A 21,113-nucleotide genomic window follows, 5' to 3' on the forward strand; every position below is an offset into this window, starting at 1 on the left:
CGGAAGGAGGCCCCCCGAGTGCAGCTTACCACGGTTGGCAAAGCGATCTGGCGAGGAGCGAGGAAGGCCCAGGAGCTGGAGATGGCGGGGGCCGGCGACCCCCTGGTCCAGGAACGGCTGCGCAAGCTCAAGCAGGTGGAGGCGTTCAGGAAGCACGGGGTGAGCTGGCCCGAGATCCAGGCCCTGGTGGGGATCAGCCGGGCCACCTATCACCGCTGGCGGAGCAGGCTCAAGGACGAAGGACTTAAAGGCCTTCTTCCGAAACCCAAACGCCCCAAACGCCTACGGCGGAAGGTGCACTGGACCTCCGAACTCCTCATCGCCACCGAGGACTTGCGGAGACAAAACCCCACCTGGGGCCGCTGGCCCATCTGGTGGAGCTTGAGGAAGGGAGGTTTTGAGGTCAGCGAGCGCACCGTGGGCCGCATCCTCGCCCATCTGGAAGCCAGGGGGCGGGTGGAAAGGGTGGCCGCCTTCCTGGCCCGGGCGAGGCGGGGCAAGGGGAGGCCAAGACCCCAGAGGCCCTACGCCCAGAGGAAGCCCCGGGGATACGAGGCCAGGGCGCCCGGGGACCTGGTGCAGTTGGACACCCTCACCGTGACCCTAGGGCCCGGGGAGGTGGTCAAGCACTTCTCGGCCCTGGACCTGGTCACGCGCTTCTCCCTGGCCCAGGTGCACACCAGGGCCACGGCCAACCTGGCGGCGGGATTCCTCTCCGCCCTCGTGACCAAGGCCCCCTTCCCCATCCGGGCCGTCCAGGTGGACGGGGGGAGCGAGTTCATGGCCGAGTTTGAGGAAGCCTGCCGGAGCCTGGGAATCCGGCTCTTTGTGCTGCCCCCACGGAGCCCGAAGCTCAACGGGCACGTGGAGCGGATGCAGCGCACCTTCCGCGACGAGTTTTATACCCTGCCCTTGCCAAGGGGGCTTGTGCGCCTGCAGGCCGAGCTGGACGCTTATCTGGCGTACTACAACCACCGCAGGCCCCACATGGCCCTGGGGGGGCTGGCGCCCCTGGAGTTCTTGGCTAAAATGCAAGCGGAGTCGGTCCCCCAGTCTCAGATGTATTGACCGATTACAAACTCTTGACACGACCTCAGACCAGGATATTTAATGATAGAAAGGAGCGTGAAAAAACCATGAGCGCACCGACCAGGGATATTGGAATTGTTGTTAGTAAGGTTGGCGAGCTGGCGGTGACGGGGCTCCCATGCTTCATGTACCATGACCCCTATCACGAGCGCTTTGTCAACTATATCCGCTTACTGGTGGCCCAGAACCTGCCTGTTCTGGTCCGTCTGCATCCGGGGTGGAACTACCCTATGGAGGAGGACATCCTCCGGAAGGAAGTCGACCGCACTGGGCACGCGGTGCTGGTGGTGGGCTATGACGACGCCGCCGAGGAATTCATCCTTCTCGACCCGTGGGATCAAAGCCACTGGGGGGGAAGCAGGGGCGGAGAGTGGCGTATCGGCTACCGTGAACTTGGCCTCCTTGCCGTGGACTGCACTAGAGACGCTGTGATTACCGGTGTCTTGCCGAATGTGGAAATCCAGTTCGACGGCGTGGATGCACTCCAATGCAACGTCACGTATTCTTGTCCCGAGCCTCTCTTCCGGACCTTTATTGCAGAGGAGGCATTCCTGACGCTGACCGTGCCAAAAGGCTTGCAGCTGGACACGGACGGGGACCAGATAAGCCTTGGCCAGCTGCAGCCGGGGGAAACACGCTCCGTGGTTATTCCCGTGATCTTGGAAGACCCTGTAAACGGCGAGATTACGGCAGAGATTGATCTTGTCATCCGCTCCCTCTGGTTGCGAGACTGGAAGGAGACCATCCGGGTCGTCTCCCGTCATCGTATCACTGCTATTGAGCGGGCCATGGTCTAGCCAGGTAGCGCATAGCCTTACCGTATCCCCTATTCCGTCATCTCACGGAGGCCATGCTTCCTCAAACACTAGCCTCTGCGGGGGCGTTTTATGCATAAAGCCATCGCCACCTTGAAGGCCTTGAAGGCTAGGTTAGGGCTAGTACTTCTCACCCGAGAACTCCCATTCTCGTACTTTTTCATCAGCAGGACCCTGTCCCGCATTGGCGAGAATGTATTCTCCATCGCCGTCCCGTGGCTGGTGTTTCAGCTGACGGGCAGCACCCTACAACTCGGACTGGCCTTTGCCCTCCAGGTTGTCCCTTCACTGCTGCTAGCTCCCTTTGCTGGCGTTTACGTGGACGCCGCTTCCAGAAAAAGAGCGATGCTCGTTTCGGAGGGTTGCCGGGCACTGCTCGGTCTGGCTGTGACTGGGCTGTCCCTCCTGGGTAGCCTCCAGGTGTGGCACCTGTATCTCGCGGTGGTGGCCCATGCGGTCACCGCCAGTTTTCTTACCGTGGCAGCCGGGGCTGCTATTCCGGCCCTCGTGGACCAGGTTGACTTAACGCGCGCCAACGCGCTCATCAGGTTGAGCCGCAACCTGTGCGACATCTTGGGCAAGGTCATGGCCGGCCTACTCTTGGCCTGGCTGGGCCCGGCGTACACGTTCCTGGCGAATGCCGCCTTGACTTTCGCGTCCGCGGCTCTGTTGTTGCCGCTCCGGGGCATAGACGGGGGATCCCCAGTGGTGCGGGGCTGGCGGCCAAGGGTACTACAGGACTTTGTGAGTGGAGTGGGTATCCTGCGCCGCCACAGCGCGGCTGTGCTTGCCATGGCGGATCTGGTGGTGATCAACGTCGGTATTCCGGTCCTGGCAATAGCCCTTCCCGTCATTTCTGAAGAGGTCCTGCGCCAGGGTGCCGCTGGCTATGGGCTCCTCACCGGAGCGATGGCGCTCGGGGCCATCGTTGCCACCCTGATAGCCGCTCTGCTGGTCGGACGCATGGACGAGGGCCGATTGTCTGGGCTTGCCACGGTCCTGTTCGGCCTCCTGGTTGTTTCCCTGGGCTTCGTGAGGGCACTGGAGTGGGGGCTGCTGGCGATGACGCTTATCGGTCTGACGGCCGAATTGGTTTCGGTCTACACCTCCAGCATTCTGCAGCGGACCCTTCCTTCGGATGTCCTGGGCCGGGCCTTTGCTGCCCAGTTTACGGCCCTACGGATCGTCCCCGCGGTCGTGTTCCTGAGTGCCGGTTCTGTTCTCCAAACGTTCGGCGTGCAAACGTTCTTGATCGTGGGGGGTTCTATAACTGTTCTCATCGCGGCGCTCTTGCTCCAGCTCAGGGTGCGGGGTGCGCGAGAGAAAAACCGATGAGGTGGGGTTCCAATAGGGCCATCCGGGTTGGGGAGAGACTGCGAGGAGAAGCTACAAAGAGGAGGTGATACAAAGATGAAGCTGCGGTGGATCCAGTACATCCAAGGAGTCCCACGGTATCCTGTTCTGGCTGGCGACAAAGTCATGATCGTGGCATATAACCGGACGGTACACCAGTACGAGGTGATGGCCTGCCGCTCCCACGACGGGGAGCTCAGGTGGAAGTTAGCTCTCCCTGCCGGCGGCTACGGACGTCCAGCAACGGACGGATCGAGGCTTTACATGCTCTGGGGCCAGTCCGGGTTGGCTGCCCTAAACGTCGAGAACGGAGACCTGCAGTGGGCATGGAAAACACCGTGGCGGATCAGGAGCGGCCCGGTTCTTTTTAAAGACATGGTCTACCTATGTGCTGGAGACTCTATCATCGCCGTCAACAAAGAAGATGGGCGGGAAACACGAAGGTTCCAGGTGGGGCGAACATTTCTGTTCGGCAACCCCTGCGTCTCCCTTATTGACTCCCATCCTTTGTTGTTTGTCTTGGGTGCGGAACCGTCAAACAATTACCTGTACTGCGTCTCCCTAGACGACACGGGAGCACCCGTCAGTCTTGAGTGGAAACGGCCAATTGGTAAGACCGGAGTTGTGTCGTCGGAAACGGCCGGACCTGCCGTGGGCGCCGACCGTATCGTGATCGGATCGCTCGACGGCACAGTTACCTGCTTCGCATGCGCCACGGGGCAGGTATTGTGGACAGATCACGTGGGGGAGGTCACGATTCGCAGCGCTGCCTTTACGGATGGGGAACGTGTCTACGTCACCACACTCGGGGGCTCCATTCTCGCTTACAGCCTGCACACGGGGGCCCGGTTGTGGGAGCGGCAATTGTACGCGGAGGGGATCTGGGCCCCTCCAGCCCTGGCGGCTGGACTTCTGATCGTCCTGGGTGGTGGTGTCCTCGAGGCCATCGACCCGTCCAACGGGTCGTCCGTGGCACAAGTTGCGGTGGGTCATGGCCCCTACTCCGCCCCCGTTCCCTCCGGAACTCATGTATTCGTGGGCGGTGGGGATCCCCCGTTCACGGGCTATCTCTTCGCGGTGGACCTGGCGGTGGCCGATCCCACCAGCATGGCGGACCAAAACCTCGCCGATCTTGAAATCCAAGCTAACGATTGGGAAATTCAGATTTCCTTCCGGGTTCCACCTTTGGTTACAGACCTCTGGCTCGATGGACGGCCCCTGGGGGCGGATGCGGTGATTCGTCCTGTTCGTCGGGCAGATCGGGCTTACTTTCGCATTGCGCTCGCCCCCGGCAAGCGCATCGGAAAGTACGCCCTCCCTGTGGCACTGTGGCGCCAGGATAAGCTCATCTGGAACACGATTCTCGTCGATCTCGGAATGAACCGTGTGCCTACATTGGGGTTACCTCAGCAAGCGCGGGTCTCACATCTCATCTTTGAGCCCCAGGCCGAGCCAACTGCCAGCGGTGCTGCCGCGTTGTCGATGCTGCTTGGGCATTTTGGGCTGAAGGTGTCCCAGCAGCACGTCAAGGAGATGGCGGACTATCTGGTGGAAACGTGGCAGGTGGACCCACACCACAAGTGGTCTGGCGTGGCAATGCGAATTTCCCACGCAGGCGCCCGCGATGTGCGAGCTAAGAAGCCGTCGTAAAGGTCAACGGGAAAACTCGCCTCGATTTTACATGGCCCCTAGGATCCGCTTTTACCTCCCCCGCCCTCAGCCAGGCCCTTAGCCCCTGCAGTAAGCCCATCACCCGGGTGTCCACCAGAAGGCTCAGGCCCAGGGCGTGCAGGTAGATAGGGAGGCGGTAGATGGGGTAGAGAGAGACTTCCTTCCCCAGCGCCTCCGCCACCCAGCGTTGCAGCTTGAGCCCCGTCCACAAGCCGCCTTCAGGCGGGAGGCCTTGGCGGTAGATGAGGGCCTGCAGAACCCTCTCCCGTTCTTCTGGGGTCAGCTTTGGCGGTTGTCGTGCCTCCTATCCGGGAGGGCCTCGAGGCCCTCCCGGTTGTAGCGGGCCACGGTGGCGCAAACCCAGCGGGAGGTATGGAGGGCGATGGCGGCCACCTCCTGGGCGGTGAGGCCCTGCTTGGCGTGGTACGCCGCCAGAGCCTTCTTGATCCGTTGCTGGAGCTGGGGGAGGGTCAGGTGATCAACGACGGTCATGGGGGTAAAAAGGGTATCACCTACCACGCCACCCAGGCCTGGGCCCAGGATCTCTTTCCCGAGCCCCCGCCTTCCCACCAGTCCCTGGTCTGGTTTGCCCACCGCTACCTGGACGAGGCCATGCTGGAGGCCCTACTGCAAAAGCTCCGGGCGAGACCTGAGGAAAGGCTTTCCCGGGAGGATGAGGCGGGCCCTTTCGCCTAAGGGACACCACGGGGCTTCCCTACCGAAGCAAGGACCGCCTCCCCCGGTGGCGCAGGGGACAGGAGGCGCGGCGGGTGCGAGGGCATGGGAGGCTCTGGGCCCTTGCCCGATGGTGGAGGGGGCTAAGGCTTCTGGTTCTGGAGGGGGTTTGGGTGGGGCCAGGGTATGCCTCGGACCCCCGGCTTGGGCCGAGGGTTGCGGCGGTTTGGTCGGGAGGGTGGGGTGCTTTTGGGGGACGCGGGATTTGACGGGGAGGAGGTTTGGCGGGTGGTGAAGGGGCTTGGGGTGCGGCCCCTGATCCGGTTGCGGGAGAAGGGGGAGGTCCGGGATGCAGTGCGGCGTTGGGCGGCTTTCCACTGGGAGGATGCGCTGTATCGGTTTCGTGGAGTGGTGGAGGGGGTGTTTGGGGGGATGAAGAGCCGGTGGGCCGGGGGCTACTTGATGGAGCGCAAGCCCTCTTCGGCGATGAAGCGGATCTTCCTGGAGGCCATCGCCTATGACCTCCGGATCCTCCTTACCCTCACCCCTGTTCCCAAGGGGTTCAAGCCAATTTACTAGGCAAGCCCAGGGGGCCTGAGCCCGGACAGAAACATGTGAGACTCAACATGTGAGACTCTAGAGACCCGGGATGGGATAAAAAGGAGGGGGACCGACTCCGAAAGGAGGTCCCCCAAGCGCAGCTTGCCACAGTTAGCAAAGAGGTCATAAGAGGGGCCAAGCTCGCCTTCCAGCTCGCCGAGGCTCAAGCCGGCGACCCCAAAGTCAAGGAACGCCTGCGCAAGCTCAAGCAGGTGGAGACCCTACGCCGCCACGGGGTGGACTGGGAAGAGGTCCAGGACCTGGTGGGCCTCAGCCGGGCCACCTACCACCGTTGGAAGAGGAGGCTCAAGGAAGAGGGGCTCAAGGGTTTGGTCCCCAGGTCCAGGCGCCCCAAACGCTTGCGGCGGAAGCGACACTGGACTCCTGAGCTTCTCCTGAAGGTGGAGGCTTTGAGGAAGGAGGGCTTTGGGGTGACTCAAAACTTGCACTTATCCATCCCTCTCAACCCTATGCAACCGGGGCACTTGAAAAGGGCTGCGGGTTTCCCGTCTGATGACGGGTGCCATGCCCACAGCCCAGTACCTACTCTCGGCCATCCTAGCCCTTCTGCCAAGCCCCCACCTCCAGGAGTCCCTCGAAGCCCTCCTCCTCCTGCTCTTGCAGGGCCACGGCAAAGCCAGACCCCAGCACAGCCAGACCAAGTCCCCCGCAAGGTGTTTCCCTCACGGGAAAGCAGCCGCCCTCTCCCGCTTCTTCAACCGGTATGCCTGGCCCACCCGCACCCTCATCCGCCTCGCCCGAAGGGAGGCGGAAAGGGCCCTGGACCGCGCCAGGCCCAGACGGGGTTCCAAGCCCAGGCTCCTGGTGGTCCTGGACCTGGTCACCCTGGAGAAGCGGGGCCTCCTCAGGGCCCTGCCTCTCTCCTTCTTCCACGGCAAGTGGGGCCTCCACCTGGGGGTGGTCTACCTGGTCCACGGCGAGCTCCGCATCCCCTGGAGCTACCGCGTATGGCGGGGCAAGGGGGAAAAGAGCCTCTCCCTCCTGGCCCTCAGGCTCTTAGCCTCCCTGCCCCCTTGGATGCGGAAGGCCTTCCGGGTGCGGGTGGTGGCCGATACCGCATTCGGCACCATCCGGTTTTTGCGGGGGGTCAGGGAGCTGGGATTGGAGGCGGTGGTAGGGATGCGGCGGTTTAGCATCGAGCACTTCTTCAAGGCCATGAAAAGCGAGTTCTCCCTGGGTCAGTTTGGGCAGCGGACAGCTTTGGGGGTGCACCGTTTTCTGGTGCTTTCCCCCCTGGCCTACCTGCTGGCCCACTGGGTAAAGCTGGCCTCTGAGGAGAAAGGGTGTACCTGGTGGGAGGCGGCGAGACGGCTCTTTCCTGAGCCGGTGGCCCTGATCCTTTCGCGCGAGCTCTCGCTCCTGGGGCTCTGGCCTCCACCTCCAGGGAAAGGGGTAGAAGATGCGTGTTTATGCGGGATATGCGGGAGGTGCAAGTTTTGAGGTGAGCGAGCGCACGGTGGGGCGCATCCTGGCCTACCTGGAGAGGCTAGGGAGGGTGGCGAGCGTGGCTGCCTTTTCGGCGCGGGCCCGGCGGGGGAAGGCAAGGAGGAAACCCCGGCGTCCCTACGCCCAAAGGAAGCCCAAGGGCTACGAGGCCCAAGCGCCGGGCGACCTCATCCAGGTGGACACCTTCACCGTCACCCTAGGACCCGGGGAGATGATCCGGCACTTCTCGGCCGTGGACCTTGCCACCCGCTTTGCGCTGGCGGAGGTGCACACCCGGGCTACGGCCGACCTTGCGGCCGGCTTCCTGGCCTACCTGATTGCGCAAGCGCCCTTTCCCATCCGGCCATCCAGGTGGACGGGGGGGCTGAGTTCATGGCCGGGTTTGAAAAGGCCTGCGAGGGGTTGGGCATCCGGCTCTTCGTGCTGCCTCCCAGGAGCCCCAAGCTCAACGGTCACGTGGAGCGCATACAACGGACCTTCAGGGACGAGTTCTACACCCGGTCGTTGCCGTCTGGGATTCCTGAGCTCCAGAGGGAGCTTAACGCTTACCTGGACTACTACAATCGGCGGAGGCCGCACCGGGCTCTAGGGGGTTTGGCCCCTTTGGAATACCTGGCTAAGATGCGGAGGGAGTCGGTCCCCCAGGAGTCTCAGATGTGTTGGCCGACTACACCTAGTTGCACATGGGGCCCTTTTGCTCTACCATGGGCCTGAAGCCGCCCATGTTCTTCCAAAGCAGGGTGGCCCAAGAGCTTTCAGGAGGTCAAAGTGGAAACGTTGCGCGTGTCTTCCAAGTCCCGCCCTAACTCCGTGGCCGGTGCCATCGCAGCGCTCTTGCGCACCAAGGGGGAGGTGGAGGTGCAGGCCATCGGGCCTCAGGCGGTGAACCAGGCGGTGAAGGCCATCGCCATCGCTCGGGGGTACATCGCCCCCGACAACCTGGACCTGGTGGTCAAGCCAGCCTTCGTGAAGCTGGAGTTGGAGAACGAGGAACGGACCGCCCTTAAGTTCAGCATCAAGGCCCATCCCCTGGAGTCTTGAGGTCCGGAACCCCCAGGGCCCTGGCCGTTCGCATCCTCCTCGAGGTGGAGCGGGGCGGCAGGGCCCAATTGCTTCTGGACCGAGCTCTGGACCGTCTGTCCTGGCCCGAGCGGGATAAAGCCTATGCCACCCACCTGGTGTATGGGGCCCTGCGCCGCTTGAGGTATTTGGACTTTCTCTTGGAGCCCCACCTCAGAAAGCCGGATAGGCTTCCTCCCCAGGTGCGCTGGATCCTGCGCCTGGGGACCTGGGAGTGGCTTTTGGGCAAAGCGGACCATGCCCGGGTGAGCCCCTGGGTGGAGGAGGCCAAGAGGGTTTTTCCCCCCCTGGCCGGCTTGGTCAACGCCGTGCTCCGTCGTTTGAGCCTGCGGGAGGCCCCGGAGTGCGTGCGCCTCAGCCTGCCCGACTGGCTTTGCCAAGCCTGGCAAGGATTCTTCGGCCAGGTGGCCTTCGCCGAGGGTTTCAACGAACCCGCTCCCCTCTTCGTCACCGCTTACCGCTCCGTGGAGGGGTTGAAGCCGGGACCCATCCCCGATAGCTACCTCTGGGAGGAGGGAAAAACCGACTTTTCCGCTTTAGGCCTCCAGCCCCAAAACCCCGCTTCCCTCTTTGCCGCCCAGCTTCTAAACCCTGCCCCCGGGGAAAAGGTGCTGGACCTGTGCGGGGGTGCAGGGCTTAAGGCCTTTTACTTGGCCGCCAAGGGGGCGGAGGTGGTGTCTTACGACCTGAACCCCAGGCGCCAGGAGGCGGGGAAGAGGACGGCGAGGAAGCTGGGCCTAAGGGTGGCCTACCGCACCCAGGACCTGATGGAACCCCTTCCCGAGAAGGCCAAAAGAGTTCTTCTGGACGCTCCTTGCACCGGAACCGGCACTTTCCGAAGCCATCCCGAGCTGCGCTACCGCCTGGCTCCAGAAGACCCGAAGCGCATGGCGGAGTTGCAGCTTAAGCTCCTGGAGACCGCCGCCCGGGCCACGGAGGAAGGGGGAGTGCTGGTCTATAGCGTCTGCACCCTGACGGAGGAGGAAGGAGAGGGGGTGGCCCGGGCCTTTCTTGCCCGGCACCCGGAGTTTGAGCCGGAGCCCATAGCCTGCCCCTTTCCCGTGCTTCGATCGGGCCTGGGTGTCTATGTGGCCCCGGAGGGAGGCCTGGATGGGTTTTATTACCTGCGCCTGCGGAAGGTAAACTCTAGAACATGAAGCTGGCGTTTGTGGGCCTGGGCAAGATGGGGAAAAGCATCCTGAAGGGAGCCTTGGACCGGGGTTTCCTCAGGCCCGAGGAGGTGGGAGTGGTGGGCCGCACCCCGGAGCGCACCCGGGAGCTGGCCGAGGCCTTTGGCCTTCGTCCTTTGGCGCTTAAGGAACTCGCCCAGGCGGAGCGGGTGCTTTTGGCCGTCCAGCCCCGGGATTTTCCCCATCTGGCCCCGGAGATCGCCCACCCTGGGGTGGGATACATCTCCATCATGGCCGGGGTATCCACGGCGGTGCTTTCCCGCAGGCTGGACACCCGGCGGGTGGTGCGGGCCATGCCCAACCTGGCGGCGGTGATCGGTGAGAGTTCCACCGCCCTTACCGCCTTAAGGGAGGCCCGGGAGGCAGGGGACCTGGACTTTGCCCGGTCCCTTTTTGCCACCGTGGGGGATGTGTACGAGATCCCCGAGCACCTCTTCGATCCTTTTACCGCCATGTCCGCCTCTGCCCCCGCCTATTTGGCGGTGGTGGCGGAGGCTTTGGCCGACGCTGGAGTGAAGATGGGTATGCCCCGGGCCCTGGCCCTGCGCCTGGCGGCGGAGGCCTTGGCGGCCACAGGGGAGCTCTTGAAAAGCCGCCATCCCGCCCAGCTCAAAGATGAGGTGGCGAGCCCCGGGGGGACCACCATTTACGGCCTCCATGCCCTCGAGGCCCGCTCCTTGAGAGCTGCCTTCTACGAGGCGGTGGAGGCCGCCACCCGGCGCGGGCACGAGCTGGGAGAGGCGGAGTAAGGGTATGGGAAGCGCTAAGGGCGGGGGGCTTTGGCGGTTCCTCTGGGCGGTGCCGGTTTTCCTTTCCCTGGCCCTGGGCCAGGTCTTTCCTCAGGGAGGGGGACGGTACCTGTACTCCGATGGCACCCAGCAGGAGCTCCTCCCCACCCAGGAGGGGTATCGCCTCCGCTACTGGAAGGAGGGGCGCGTGTTCCGGGAGGACCGGCTCAAAGGGGGAACCGAGGGGCTTTTTCTCCTGGGGGTGGGTCTGCCTGAAGGGTACTTTCCCTTTTCGCCCCCCCTTATGCTCTACCCCTCGAGGCTGGACCTGGGGCTTTCCTGGGGGGGAAGCGCCCGGTTTCGCGGGCAACGGGTGGCCCTTTTCGCCCGGGTGGAGGGAATCGAAGGGGTAAGGGTGAAGGCCGGGGCCTTCAACGCCTACCGGGTGCGGGTGGCCTACACCACGGAGAAAGGGGGTACGGACCTCAAGGAGATCTTCCTGGTTCCGGGCCTCGGGGTGGTGGCCTACCGCACCGGGGAGGCCTGGGTGGAGCTTTTAAGGTTCCCAGAGGCCCTTATGCCCAGGCAGGGGCCCTAAGCCTTGGCCTTGAGGTAGTAGCGCAGGATTTCCCGGTACATGCGCAGGCGGTGGAGAAATCCCGGTAGAAGTCCCCGCTTTTCCTCCTTCATCACCTGGCTCACCCCAGGAAGGGGCAGGTAGAGGACCCGCCAGCCCGCTTTTTTAGCGTGCCGGGTGAGGAGGAGCTCCAGGTCGTAGCGGGCGTTCTCGAGGCCCGGCACCCCTCGCAAATCCTCCGTCTTCAGGGCCCGCTGTCCGGAGAGAAAGGGGGTAAGGCGCATGGCGAGATCCGTGGAAAGCCTTCCCCCTTGGAAGACGCCCACCGTCATCTCCGCCCTCCCCTCTGCCACGGGGGCCAGCAGGGACTCCAAATGGTGCGGGGCAAGACCCAGAAGATCCGCGTCCAGGAGGAGGACCAAGGGGGTGTTTACCCGTTTGAGCCCTTCGGCGATGGCCCCGCCCTTACCCCGGTTGTGGGGCAGGCGCACCACCTGGGCTCCAGCCCTGGCGGCCTCCTGGGCGGTGCGGTCCTTTGAGCCGTCGTCGGCCACCACCACGGGGAAACCTGCCTCTTTGGCCACCTGCACCACCCCTGCGATGGTGGCCTCCTCGTTGTAGGCAGGGATGAGGACCGTGGCCTCCATCTAGCCCCCGAGAAGCCTCCTTAGGTCCTGGAAGGTGACCAGGATGACCAGGAGGATGAGGAAGACGAAGCCCAGGTAGTGGACCATGGCCTCCTGCTCGGGGCGAATGCGGAGGAAACGGGAGAGGAAGAGGAGGAGAATACGCCCGCCATCCAGGGCAGGGATGGGCAAAAGGTTGAAAAGGGCCAGGGAGAGGTTGATGGCCACGGTAAGCTCCAGGAGACGGAAAGGCCCCTCTTGGGCTGCCCGGCCCGTTTCCGCCACGATGCCCAAGGGGCCCACCACCCCGCTATCCGGGTTTCCGGCCAGCACCCCTAAAAGCCCTCCCACCAGGGCCTTCGCCATCTGGGGGCCGAAGGCCAAGGAGCGGCTCACCGCCAGGCTAAGGCCCTCGAGGAAACCTACCTTGCGGAAGGCTACCTCGGGCTGGTACACCACCCCAAGCCGCTCCATGCCTTCCTGCCAGGTGAGGGAGAGGGTGAGCTCCTGTCCTTGGCGGCGCACGGTGAGGGTGTGGTTGCCTGGAGTCTTCACCCGTTCAATCCCCTGGGCTTGGGCGAGGGGTGTCCCGTCCACGGCCACCAGGATGTCGCCGGCCCGTAGCCCCGCTCTTTCCGCCACGCTCCCCGGCAGGACCTCCAGGATCACCGCCCTTCCCGTGGCCTCCGGCACCCCTTGGGCGCTGAAGAGGTAGGCGAGGAGTCCCCAGGCCAGGAGGACGTTCATGACGACCCCGGCCACCAGGACCAAAAGCTTTCCCAGGAAGGGAAGGGCATCGTATCCCCGGCCCCGCTCCTCGGGGAGGAGGCCTTCGATGTCCGCGTACCCCCCCAGGGGAATGGCAGAAAGCCGCCACTCCGTTCCCCAGGCCTGCCGCCTTAGAAGGATCGGGCCGAAGCCCAGGCTGAAGGCCTTGACCCGCACCCCTTGGGCCCGTGCCGCCAGGTAGTGTCCCAGCTCGTGCACGAAGATGCTCACGCCGATGATGATCAAAAACCAGAACAGGCTCATGCCCACCTCTTGGCCTCTTCCCGGGCCCAGGCATCCACGGCGAAGAGGTTCTCCCATGTTAGGGGAAGGGAAGGGGTGTTTTCCAGGACCCGGGCCAGGATCTTTGGGATCTCGGTAAATGGAATCTTTCCGGAAAGAAAGGCCTCCACCGCCACCTCGTCGGCGGCGGAAACCGCTACCTGGGCCACCCCGCCCCGCCTTCCCGCCTCGTAGGCCACCGCCAGGGCGGGGAAGCGGTTGAGGTCCGGCTCGAAGAACTCCAGCACCCCAGGGAAGGGGAGGTTCTGCAAAGGGGTTTCCGCCCTTTCGGGGTAGGTGAGGGCGTACTGGATGGGAAGGCGCATGTCCGTGGGGCCAAGTTGGGCCTTGAGGCTACCGTCCACGAAGCGGACCAGGCCGTGGACATAGGCCTGGGGGTGAACCAGGACCTTGATCTTCTCCAGGGGAAAGCGAAAAAGCTCCTTGGCCTCGAGGACCTCGAGGCCCTTGTTGAAGAGGGTGGCCGAGTCTATCGTCACCTTAGGGCCCATGCGCCAGCGGGGATGGTTTAAGGCCATGGCTGGGGTGACCTGGGAGAGGTCCTCGGGCTCCCGCAGGAAGGGTCCTCCGCTTGCCGTGAGGATGAGCTCGGCCACATCTTCCCGCCTCTCCCCTAAAAGGGCCTGGAAAAGCGCCGAGTGCTCGGAGTCCACGGGGAGGATCTCGGCCCCCTGGGCTTCCACCTCCTGCCAGAGGAGGGGCCCCGCCGCCACCATGGCCTCCTTGTTGGCCAGGGCCAGGCGCTTTCCTGTTCTGGCCGCGGCCCAGGTAGGGGCAAGCCCTGCGAGGCCCGGAATGGCGGCCACGGCCACCTCCGCCTCCAGGGACGCTACCTCTTCCGGAGTGCCAAGCCTTAGCCCGGGGAAGCGAGCCTTTAGCTCCCTGTGGAGGCTTTCGTGGGCGGCCACCAGAAGGGGCCTCCACTCCTGGATCTGGCGGGAGAGCTCCTCCAGGTTTTGCCCGGCGGCAAGCCCCACCACCTGGTAGCCCCGCCAGCGGCACACCTCGAGGGCCTGCCGCCCTATGGAACCCGTGGAGCCCAGGATCACCACCCGTTTCATGTGAAGAGCACCACCAAAAAGTAGGTGAGGGGAAAGGTGAAGAGAAGGCTATCGATCCTATCCAGAAGGCCTCCGTGCCCGGGAAGGAAGTGCCCCGAGTCCTTCACCCCACAGTACCGCTTCAACATGGACTCTACCAGGTCCCCAAGCTGGGCGGCCAGGGAAAGGAGGAGGCTGAAAAGCCAAAGTTCCAATAGGCCGAAGGGGAAGACCTCCCGCACCAGCCCGGTGTAGAGGGCCAGGGCCAGGAAGCTTACCGCAATCCCCCCCAGAGAGCCTTCCACCGTCTTACCGGGGGAGATTTCCGGGGCCAGCTTTTGCCGGCCCAGGGTCCGGCCCACGAAGTAGGCACCGATGTCGGTGGCGAAGCTGGCCACCAGGGGCAGGGAAAGGGTCCAAAGGCCCAGGGTGCTGTCCGGGATCTCCCGCAGGAGGAGAACATACCCTAGACTCCAGGGCAGGTACAAAAAGGCCATGAGGGTGAAGGCGAAACGGGTAAGGTCGGCTCCCTTGAGCAGCTCATGGCTGAAGCTGCCCAGCAGGAAAAGCCCCAGGGCCACCTCCCGCCAGGGCACCTGGGGGAAGTGCCAGTAGAGCTGGGGCAAGGAGAAGAGGAAGAGGAGTACCCCTCCGCCCACCAGGAAGGGCAGGTTCAAGCGGATGCCCCTCTTGGCCAGCATGTCCCTAAGCTCTAAGCTCCCCAGCCACAGGACGAAAACCAGGGTGGGCAGGATTAGGGCGACTCCCCCCCAGAGCACCCATAGGAGCAAAAGAACCCCTACCAGGGCGGAGAGGACCCGGGTGGGCAGGTCGTCCCTGCCCTCCATCACCCCTCCTTCCCCGTGGGCCCCTGGGTAAGGGGCCCATGAGATTTGGGCAAACCGTCCACAGCAGACAAAAGGTGGGTCCTAAGGGGCTTCCTAGCCTAGGATTTCCTGCTCCTTCTTCTCCAAGAGTTCGTCAGCCTTGGCGATGAACTCGTCGGTAATCTTCTGGATTTCGGCCTCCGCCCGCTTGGTATCGTCCTCCGAGAGGTGAAGTTCCTTGGAGAGTTTCTTGAGTTTTTCCAAGGCCTCGCGCCGGACGTTGCGGATGGCAATCCGGCCTTCCTCGGCATAGTGGCGGGCGGTTTTCACCAGCTCCTTGCGCCGTTCCTCGGTGAGGGGGGGTATGTTGATGTACAGGGCGTCCCCCTTGTTGGTGGGGTTTAGGCCCAGGTCCGAGTCGCGGATGGCCTTTTCTATGGCCTTTAGGGCGTTTTGGTCCCAGGACTGCACCACCAGGGTCTTGGCGTCGGGGGCGGTTACGGTGGCGATCTGGTTCAGGGGCACATGGGTGCCGTAGTACTCCACCTTGAGGTGGAGGAGAAGGGCGGGGTTGGCCCGCCCGGTACGAAGGCCCGCCAGGTTGTGCTCCAGGGCCTCGAGGCTCTTTTGCATATGCGCCCTTGTTTCCGCGTAAAGCTCCTTCAGGCTCATGGCACCTCCTTCAGGCGTGGATCAGGGTACCCACCTTTTCCCCCTGGATAATACCCACCAAGGCGCCGGGTTTGAAGATATCAAAGACCACGATGGGAAGCCCCGCTTCCATGCACAGGGTGATGGCGGTGGTGTCCATGACCTGCAGGCCCCGGTTCAAGACCTCCAGGTAGGTGAGCTCGTCAAAGCGCACCGCGTTGGGATTCTTCCGGGGGTCATCGGAATAAACCCCGTCCACCTTGTTCTTGGCCATGAGAACCACCTCGGCCCCCACCTCCAGGGCCCTTAGGGCGGCGGCGGTATCCGTGGAGAAGAAGGGGTTGCCCGTTCCTCCGCCGAAGATGACGATGCGTTCCTTCTCCAGGTGGCGCAGGGCCCGCCTGCGGATGTAGGGTTCGGCCACCTGGGTGATGGTGAGGGCGGTCTGGACCCGGGTGGGGATCCCCAGGGACTCCAGGGCGTCTTGCAGGGCTAAGGCGTTCATGATGGTGGCCAGCATGCCGATATAGTCGGCGGTGGCCCGGTCCATACCCACGCCCTGCCTTGCCCCCCGCCAGAGGTTCCCTGCTCCAATCACGATGGCCAGCTGTACCCCCGTTTCGTAGGCGGCTTTGATTTCCCTGGCTAGGGCTCTGGTGGCTTCGGGTTCGATACCGAAGCCATTTGCGGTCAGAAACTCGCCGGACAGTTTAAGGAGAACCCTTTTGTACTTCATGGCCTATCTGGTCCCACAACCAGATTTAACAAAACCGGGGGCCCTTTGGGTAAGGGCCCCGGTTTCCCCCATGGCCTATGCCCCCAGCTCAAAGCGGCAGAAGCGCCGTACCACGATGTTCTCCCCGGTTTTGGCGATGGCCTCCTGGATGAGTTCCTTCACCCGGATCTTGTCGTCCTTGACGAAGGGCTGTTCCAGAAGGGCTACCTCCTCCAGGTACTTTTTCAGGCGCCCCTCGGCGATCCTCTCCGCGATCTGGGCGGGTTTACCCTCGTTAAGGGCAGCTTGGATGTAGATCTGTCGCTCCCGCTCCAGCTCCTCGGCGGGGACCTCCTCGGCGGAGATATAACGGGGGTTCATCATGGCGATGTGCATGGCCAGATCCCGGGCCAGGTTCTGGAAGATCTCGTTCCGGGCTACGAAGTCGGTTTCGCAGTTAAGCTCCACCAGGACCCCTATCCGCTGGTTGTGGTGGATGTAGTGGCCGATGATTCCTTCCCGAGCCTCTCGCTCCGCCTTCTTGGCCGCCTTCATGGCCCCCCGCTCCCGGAGGAGCTGGACAGCCCTCTCCTCGTTCCAGCCGGCGTCCTCGAGGGCCTTCTTCACCTCCATCATGCCGGCCCCCGTGGCCTCGCGCAGCTTCTTGATGAGTTCGAGCTGGCTCATGCTTCCACCTCGTCCTCGCCGAAGTCGGGTTCCTCCTGGACCCGGGCTTCCGCCTTTTCGGCCTCCTCCACCAGGGCGTAGGAGGGGGAGGGTTCCACCACCCCGCCCCGGGCCTGGATGATAAGGTCCACGGCCCGGGAGACGATGAGCTGGATGGAGCGGATGGCGTCGTCGTTGCCAGGGATGATGTAGTCCACCAGCTCGGGATCGGAGTCGGTGTCCGCCAGGGCCACCACGGGGATGAAGAGCTTACGGGCCTCCCGCACGGCGATGGCTTCCTTGGTGGGGTCCACCACGAAAACGGCGTCAGGAAGGCGCTTCAGACGGCGGAAGCCCGAAAGGTACTTGTGGAGCCGGTCCAGCTCGTGCTTCAAGCGCACCTGCTCCTTCTTGGGCCGGTCCTGGATCTCCGGGGAGGCAAAGAGGTTCTCCAGCTCCTCTAGGCGGTTTACCCGCTGGGAAATGGTCTTGAAGTTGGTGAGCATCCCACCCAGCCAGCGCTGGTTCACATAGGGCATCCCGGCCCGCTCCGCTTCCATGCGGATGATGTCCTGGGCCTGCTTCTTGGTGCCCACGAAGAGGATGGTGCCTCCCCGCATGGCCAGGTCCTCGAGGAAGCGGAAGGTGCGCTCCAGCTCCACCATGGTCTTCTGCAGGTCGATGATGTGGATGCCGTTGCGCTCCGCGTAGATATAGCGGCTGAACTTGGGGTTCCAGCGCTTGCGCTCGTGGCCGAAGTGAACCCCTGCCTCAAGAAGCTCCTTGATGGTGATGTTTACAGGCATATTCCTCCCATTCGGGGAAGGTTGGGCTTGGCGTTTCCTGTGTGCCGTCCTCGTTCCCGCAGGACCTTCCCCTGCCTACGGGCTGGCCCGGCACACCTTCCCGATTATAGGGGGAAAAGGGGCTTTGCGTAACCCCCCCTTTTGGGCTATACTCCCCTAGGCTTGGGGCGGTAGCTCAGAGGGAGAGCACCCGCCTTGCAAGCGGGAGGTCAGGGGTTCAAATCCCCTCCGCTCCACCAAGTCTAGGACACAAAGCTTTACCCCCCGGTAGCTTGGCCGGGGGGTTCGTTATACGGTTTATGGGGCGGGGTAGAACCGTAGCCATGCTCCTCTGGGGAGCGCGCTTACGAGGAAGGGGAAGCCTGTTTCACTTCTCTGTCCCCGGCGCCTCCTCTCGGTAGCGGGCAAGGGCCCGAAGCCGCCCCGGGTTTAAGGGTCCCGGTAGGAAGAGGAGGAAGGCCAGGAAGCCCAGGAGGCCAAGCCGTAGGGGTAGGGTGGGGTCGCCTCGGCCCAGGACTCCGGCCAAGCCTCCTCCCAGGGTGCCGGTGCCGTAAAGCAGGACCCGAAGGGCGGCCAGGCCTGGGGCCTGGCCCTCTTGGGGGAGGAGCCAGCCCCGGAGGGCCCGGAGGTGGGCGCTGAGGCCTCCCGTGGCCAGACCATAGGCTGCTCCCCCGAGGAGCAGAAGGGGGAAGGGGAGGAGAATCAGGAGAAGGCCGAAGCCAGCTAGAAGGGGTCCTCCCAGGAGGGCCACAATCTGCGGCACGCGTCCTGCTCCGTAGCTCCCCAGGGTGTAGCCCAGGTCCTGGAGGGCGAAGAAGAGGCCGAAAAGTCCTTCCGGGGTCCCTGCCCGGAGGACCAGGAGGCCCAAAAGAGCGGTGGCCAGGGCGTGAGCCAAGGCGAAGAGCAGGGAGAGGAGGAGGTAGGGGCGAAGGGGGCGGTGGCCCGCCACAAGGGCCAAGGCCTTCCCGAGAGGGATTCCCGTTTCCCGCCTGCCGCTTCCAGAGGGGCTAAGTCCTTGAAGCCAAGGCAAGAGGAGGCCCAGGGAGAGAAGGAGGGCACCGGCCGCTGCAAGGTAGGGGAGGGCAGGGTGGAGGAGGAGCAAGGGGGGACCCAGCAGGCTTCCTAGGAGCCCGCCCAGGTTCCAGGCGGCGTAGAGCCGGCCCGTGTTTCCTAGAAGTCCTCCCCTGTCCACCCTCAGGAGAAGGGTGTCCCAAGCCACCACGGCCAAGTCGGTGGCTACCATGAGGGGATAGGCCAGGAGGACGAGGAGGGCCGCTTCCCGGGGGAGAAAGGGGAAGGGAAGCCAGAGGAGCCCCCGGAGGAGGCGGAGGAGAAGGAGAGCCCGGGCGGGGTGGGCCCGGTCGACCCAGGGGCTCAGAAGAAGGAGGGGTCCCAGGGTCAGGTAGCCCATGACGGCGAAGAGCCCGACCCAAAGGGCTTCCCCCGTGCGGGCCACCTCGAGGGCCAAGGCGCTGAAGCCCAGGGCGGCTCCCAGGTCGCCCAAGGCTTCAGGTAGCAGTGGGATCTTGCGGATCAAGGAGGAAATTGGGTTTACAAGTTTGCGGAGAAGCCTTCTAACCAGATAATGCCCCCTTCGACGGGGTACGCCACCGGTTGCCAAATCCTACCTCCTGTGAAGCCAAACCCCAAAGCCTGGCTCCTGCCCATCCTTGGAACACTTCATCCCTCCCTTCGGCTTCACCCCTAGGATACCAGGGGGAAGGTAACGCACCGGAAGGGTTAACCTGGTTACCTTCCCCTACCCGGGAGTTACGTTTTTCCCACGAGGGCTACCTTAGCCTGGACCATGTTCCGGTACAGGTAGACCCTGGGCCTGGGGGAGGTGGTGGCTACGGGTCGGGCCACGCCCGGAAGAAGGGCGAAGTCCTGCTAACCGGGGCCATGGACCGTTCCGAGAGGTGAAGAGGGAGTACGGCGTGTGGGGCGGCGCCGGGTTCTGGCGGAGGGCGAGGCCAGGAGGGGCGGTTCATGGGGCTTCAGGTATCGTCCCTTCCGCCTTTCCCAGCGAAGGTAGGCCATGGCAGGATGGAGCCATGGCCCCTAGCCTGGTGTTCCTGGGAGCGGGCAACCGCGGCATGGCCTATGCCCACCACGCCCACGCCCTGGGCGCCCGCATCGCCGGGGTGGCGGACCCCCGCCCCGAACGCCTCCAGGCCTTCCGGGAAGCCTTCTCCGTGGAGCGGACCTTTGCCGACTGGCGGGAGGTTCTGGAGGCTCCCCTTCTGGGGGAGGCGGCGGTCATCGCCCTGCCCGACCGGCTCCACGCTGAGGCGGCGGTGGCCCTGATGGAGAAGGGCTACCACCTCCTCCTGGAGAAACCCATCGCCCCCACCTGGGCCGAGGTGGAACGGGTGGCCCAGGCCAAGGAACGCACCGGACGCCTGGTGGCCGTGGCCCACGTGCTCCGCTACACCCCTTACGCCCGGGCCCTGAAGGGGCTCTTAAGGGAAGGGGCCGTGGGGGAGGTGGTGTCGGTCCAGCACCTGGAACCCGTGGGCCACTGGCACTACGCCCATAGCTTCGTGCGGGGAAACTGGCGAAGGGAAGAGGAGTCCAGCCCCTTTCTCCTGGCCAAGAGCGTGCACGACCTGGACTGGCTGCTTTTCGTGATGCCGGGGGAGGTGAGGCGGGTAGCCTCCTTCGGGGGGCTCTTCCATTTCCGCCCGGAGAACCGACCTCCCAAGGCGGCCTCCCGATGCCTGGAATGCCCGGAGGAGGTGGAGAGGAACTGCCCCTTCTCCGCCAGGCGCATCTACCTGGAAGCCTACGAGAAGGGGGAGAGGGGCTGGCCCCTGGACGTGGTGGCCTACCCGGTGACCTGGGAGAACCTGGTAAAGGCCCTGGCGGAAGGCCCCTATGGGGAGTGCGTGTACCTGGGGAAGAACGACGTGGCGGACCACCAGGTGGTGATGCTGGAATACCGGGATGGGCGCACGGCCAGCTTGCACGTGGAAGGCCTAAGCCGGATGCGGTTTCGCAAGACCCGGATCTTCGGCACCCGGGGGGAGCTCTTTGGGGACGGGAGGTACCTGAGGCTCTACCGGTTCGGGGAGGGGGAGAGGGTCTTTGACCTGGAGACGGAACGGGAGGGCTCCATCCGAAGCGGGCACGGGGGCGGAGACCTGGGTTTGGTGCGGGCCTTCCTGGAGGCCCTAACCCAGGAGGACGAAAGCCTTGTGGAGCCTTTCTCCGAGGCGGTGCAGGCCCACCGGCTCACCTTCTTAGCGGAGGAGGCCAGGAGGGAGGGGAGGGTGGTTCAAGTAGACAATCCCCTGCCCTGAAGGGCAGGGGATCTTTGGCGGAGAGGGCGGGATTCGAACCCGCGAGGCAGGTTTAAGCCCGCCTACACGATTTCCAGTCGTGTCCCTTCAGCCACTCGGGCACCTCTCCAAGTGCCAAGCCTGAGTTTAACAAGGCCCGTTTTTATCGTCAAGTAAGCTGAAGG

The 21,113-nt window shown here is 64.0% G+C and carries 20 protein-coding genes, 2 tRNA genes and 4 pseudogenes; 15 read left to right on the top strand and 11 right to left on the bottom strand.

Annotated features, from left to right (window positions below):
• Positions 1-18: 18 nt before the first annotated feature.
• The 4 genes and pseudogenes from G584_RS0106725 to G584_RS0106740 form a co-directional block, all read left to right on the top strand.
• A pseudogene (locus G584_RS0106725) lies at positions 19-1,088 on the top strand (integrase core domain-containing protein); the annotation flags it as partial.
• Entirely contained in the window at positions 1,065-1,886 is an 822-nt protein-coding gene (locus G584_RS12365; RefSeq protein WP_157626389.1) for a C1 family peptidase, read from the top strand. The pseudogene G584_RS0106725 and the gene G584_RS12365, both read left to right, overlap by 24 nt.
• A gap of 90 nt (positions 1,887-1,976) precedes the next feature.
• Entirely contained in the window at positions 1,977-3,239 is a 1,263-nt protein-coding gene (locus G584_RS0106735; RefSeq protein ID WP_028493939.1) for an MFS transporter, read from the top strand.
• A gap of 75 nt (positions 3,240-3,314) precedes the next feature.
• Complete coding sequence (locus G584_RS0106740) at positions 3,315-4,907, top strand: outer membrane protein assembly factor BamB family protein (RefSeq protein ID WP_028493940.1); 1,593 nt, start codon at positions 3,315-3,317, stop codon at positions 4,905-4,907.
• A gap of 300 nt (positions 4,908-5,207) precedes the next feature.
• On the opposite strand, the gene G584_RS12835 is transcribed toward G584_RS0106740, so the two are convergent.
• The gene (locus G584_RS12835; RefSeq protein WP_015717267.1) at positions 5,208-5,420 is read right to left on the bottom strand and encodes a helix-turn-helix domain-containing protein; all 213 of its coding nucleotides are present in this window, start codon (positions 5,418-5,420) and stop codon (positions 5,208-5,210) included.
• Between G584_RS12835 and G584_RS12670 the strand changes: the two genes are divergently transcribed.
• The 9 genes and pseudogenes from G584_RS12670 to G584_RS0106785 all read left to right on the top strand — a co-directional run bounded on the left by G584_RS12670 (position 5,403) and on the right by G584_RS0106785 (position 11,266).
• Positions 5,403-5,624 (top strand): hypothetical protein, encoded by a 222-nt coding sequence (locus G584_RS12670; protein WP_015717266.1) that lies wholly within the window; start codon positions 5,403-5,405, stop codon positions 5,622-5,624. The genes G584_RS12835 and G584_RS12670 overlap by 18 nt on opposite strands.
• Positions 5,612-6,182: pseudogene (locus G584_RS12050) on the top strand (transposase); the annotation flags it as partial. The gene G584_RS12670 and the pseudogene G584_RS12050, both read left to right, overlap by 13 nt.
• A gap of 146 nt (positions 6,183-6,328) precedes the next feature.
• Positions 6,329-6,625, top strand: a pseudogene (locus G584_RS13095) (helix-turn-helix domain-containing protein); the annotation flags it as partial.
• A 103-nt stretch (positions 6,626-6,728) separates the two neighbouring features.
• Entirely contained in the window at positions 6,729-7,664 is a 936-nt protein-coding gene (locus G584_RS0106760) for a transposase (protein WP_418954024.1), read from the top strand.
• Positions 7,660-8,347, top strand: a pseudogene (locus G584_RS12055) (integrase core domain-containing protein); the annotation flags it as partial. The gene G584_RS0106760 and the pseudogene G584_RS12055, both read left to right, overlap by 5 nt.
• 91 nt (positions 8,348-8,438) lie before the next feature.
• Positions 8,439-8,711: a stage V sporulation protein S gene (locus tag G584_RS0106770; RefSeq protein WP_003044778.1), complete on the top strand. Its 273-nt coding sequence runs from the start codon at positions 8,439-8,441 to the stop codon at positions 8,709-8,711.
• Positions 8,708-9,907, top strand: a complete 1,200-nt coding sequence (locus G584_RS0106775; protein WP_028493943.1) for an RsmB/NOP family class I SAM-dependent RNA methyltransferase — start codon at positions 8,708-8,710, stop codon at positions 9,905-9,907. The genes G584_RS0106770 and G584_RS0106775 overlap by 4 nt, the downstream gene beginning before the upstream one ends.
• Positions 9,904-10,689 carry a pyrroline-5-carboxylate reductase gene (gene proC, locus G584_RS0106780; protein WP_028493944.1) on the top strand — a complete coding sequence of 262 codons (786 nt, stop codon included), beginning with the start codon at positions 9,904-9,906 and terminating at the stop codon, positions 10,687-10,689. Before G584_RS0106775 ends, proC begins: the two co-directional genes overlap by 4 nt.
• A gap of 4 nt (positions 10,690-10,693) precedes the next feature.
• On the top strand, positions 10,694-11,266 hold the full coding sequence (locus tag G584_RS0106785) for a hypothetical protein (RefSeq protein ID WP_028493945.1): 573 nt from the start codon (positions 10,694-10,696) through the stop codon (positions 11,264-11,266).
• Here the strand turns inward: G584_RS0106785 and G584_RS0106790 are convergent.
• From G584_RS0106790 to rpsB, 8 genes are all read right to left on the bottom strand, one after another.
• Positions 11,263-11,892, bottom strand: coding sequence for a glycosyltransferase family 2 protein (locus tag G584_RS0106790; RefSeq protein ID WP_028493946.1), 630 nt, complete (start codon positions 11,890-11,892; stop codon positions 11,263-11,265). The genes G584_RS0106785 and G584_RS0106790 overlap by 4 nt on opposite strands.
• Positions 11,893-12,903 (bottom strand): M50 family metallopeptidase, encoded by a 1,011-nt coding sequence (locus G584_RS0106795; protein WP_028493947.1) that lies wholly within the window; start codon positions 12,901-12,903, stop codon positions 11,893-11,895.
• Positions 12,900-14,003, bottom strand: a complete 1,104-nt coding sequence (dxr, locus tag G584_RS0106800) for a 1-deoxy-D-xylulose-5-phosphate reductoisomerase (RefSeq protein WP_028493948.1) — start codon at positions 14,001-14,003, stop codon at positions 12,900-12,902. The genes G584_RS0106795 and dxr overlap by 4 nt, the downstream gene beginning before the upstream one ends.
• Positions 14,000-14,830: a phosphatidate cytidylyltransferase gene (locus tag G584_RS0106805; RefSeq protein WP_028493949.1), complete on the bottom strand. Its 831-nt coding sequence runs from the start codon at positions 14,828-14,830 to the stop codon at positions 14,000-14,002. The genes dxr and G584_RS0106805 overlap by 4 nt, the downstream gene beginning before the upstream one ends.
• A 93-nt stretch (positions 14,831-14,923) precedes the next feature.
• The gene (frr, locus tag G584_RS0106810) at positions 14,924-15,481 is read right to left on the bottom strand and encodes a ribosome recycling factor (protein WP_028493950.1); all 558 of its coding nucleotides are present in this window, start codon (positions 15,479-15,481) and stop codon (positions 14,924-14,926) included.
• Positions 15,482-15,491: 10 nt separating this feature from the next.
• Positions 15,492-16,196: a UMP kinase gene (pyrH, locus tag G584_RS0106815; protein ID WP_028493951.1), complete on the bottom strand. Its 705-nt coding sequence runs from the start codon at positions 16,194-16,196 to the stop codon at positions 15,492-15,494.
• Positions 16,197-16,271: 75 nt separating this feature from the next.
• The gene (gene tsf / locus G584_RS0106820) at positions 16,272-16,862 is read right to left on the bottom strand and encodes a translation elongation factor Ts (RefSeq protein WP_028493952.1); all 591 of its coding nucleotides are present in this window, start codon (positions 16,860-16,862) and stop codon (positions 16,272-16,274) included.
• The gene (gene rpsB, locus G584_RS0106825) at positions 16,859-17,647 is read right to left on the bottom strand and encodes a 30S ribosomal protein S2 (protein ID WP_028493953.1); all 789 of its coding nucleotides are present in this window, start codon (positions 17,645-17,647) and stop codon (positions 16,859-16,861) included. Before rpsB ends, tsf begins: the two co-directional genes overlap by 4 nt.
• A gap of 164 nt (positions 17,648-17,811) precedes the next feature.
• On the opposite strand from rpsB, the gene G584_RS0106830 reads away from it, so the two are divergent.
• A tRNA-Ala gene (locus G584_RS0106830) sits at positions 17,812-17,886 on the top strand.
• A 128-nt stretch (positions 17,887-18,014) separates the two neighbouring features.
• Here the strand turns inward: G584_RS0106830 and G584_RS12675 are convergent.
• On the bottom strand, positions 18,015-19,181 hold the full coding sequence (locus G584_RS12675) for a hypothetical protein (RefSeq protein WP_028493954.1): 1,167 nt from the start codon (positions 19,179-19,181) through the stop codon (positions 18,015-18,017).
• Positions 19,182-19,701: 520 nt separating this feature from the next.
• On the opposite strand from G584_RS12675, the gene G584_RS0106840 reads away from it, so the two are divergent.
• A complete protein-coding gene (locus G584_RS0106840; RefSeq protein ID WP_028493955.1) occupies positions 19,702-20,949 on the top strand; it encodes a Gfo/Idh/MocA family protein in 1,248 nt (415 codons plus the stop codon).
• A gap of 15 nt (positions 20,950-20,964) precedes the next feature.
• Here the strand turns inward: G584_RS0106840 and G584_RS0106845 are convergent.
• Positions 20,965-21,058, bottom strand: a tRNA-Ser gene (locus tag G584_RS0106845).
• Positions 21,059-21,113 lie beyond the last annotated feature (55 nt).

The organism is Thermus antranikianii DSM 12462 (assembly GCF_000423905.1).
GTDB classification, from domain to species: Bacteria; Deinococcota; Deinococci; order Deinococcales; family Thermaceae; genus Thermus; species Thermus antranikianii.

Bases quoted from the DNA above. Each gene is read 5' to 3' on its own strand.
- G584_RS0106785 (WP_028493945.1), top strand. From the start codon at position 10,694: ATGGGAAGCGCTAAGGGCGGGGGGCTTTGGCGGTTCCTCTGGGCGGTG.
- tsf (WP_028493952.1), bottom strand. From the start codon at position 16,862: ATGAGCCAGCTCGAACTCATCAAGAAGCTGCGCGAGGCCACGGGGGCC.
- G584_RS0106840 (WP_028493955.1), top strand. From the start codon at position 19,702: ATGGCCCCTAGCCTGGTGTTCCTGGGAGCGGGCAACCGCGGCATGGCC.
- G584_RS0106795 (WP_028493947.1), bottom strand. From the start codon at position 12,903: ATGAGCCTGTTCTGGTTTTTGATCATCATCGGCGTGAGCATCTTCGTG.
- G584_RS0106790 (WP_028493946.1), bottom strand. From the start codon at position 11,892: ATGGAGGCCACGGTCCTCATCCCTGCCTACAACGAGGAGGCCACCATC.
- proC (WP_028493944.1), top strand. From the start codon at position 9,904: ATGAAGCTGGCGTTTGTGGGCCTGGGCAAGATGGGGAAAAGCATCCTG.
- G584_RS0106735 (WP_028493939.1), top strand. From the start codon at position 1,977: ATGCATAAAGCCATCGCCACCTTGAAGGCCTTGAAGGCTAGGTTAGGG.
- G584_RS0106805 (WP_028493949.1), bottom strand. From the start codon at position 14,830: ATGGAGGGCAGGGACGACCTGCCCACCCGGGTCCTCTCCGCCCTGGTA.
- dxr (WP_028493948.1), bottom strand. From the start codon at position 14,003: ATGAAACGGGTGGTGATCCTGGGCTCCACGGGTTCCATAGGGCGGCAG.
- G584_RS12835 (WP_015717267.1), bottom strand. From the start codon at position 5,420: ATGACCGTCGTTGATCACCTGACCCTCCCCCAGCTCCAGCAACGGATC.
- pyrH (WP_028493951.1), bottom strand. From the start codon at position 16,196: ATGAAGTACAAAAGGGTTCTCCTTAAACTGTCCGGCGAGTTTCTGACC.
- rpsB (WP_028493953.1), bottom strand. From the start codon at position 17,647: ATGCCTGTAAACATCACCATCAAGGAGCTTCTTGAGGCAGGGGTTCAC.
- G584_RS0106740 (WP_028493940.1), top strand. From the start codon at position 3,315: ATGAAGCTGCGGTGGATCCAGTACATCCAAGGAGTCCCACGGTATCCT.
- G584_RS0106760 (WP_418954024.1), top strand. From the start codon at position 6,729: ATGCCCACAGCCCAGTACCTACTCTCGGCCATCCTAGCCCTTCTGCCA.
- frr (WP_028493950.1), bottom strand. From the start codon at position 15,481: ATGAGCCTGAAGGAGCTTTACGCGGAAACAAGGGCGCATATGCAAAAG.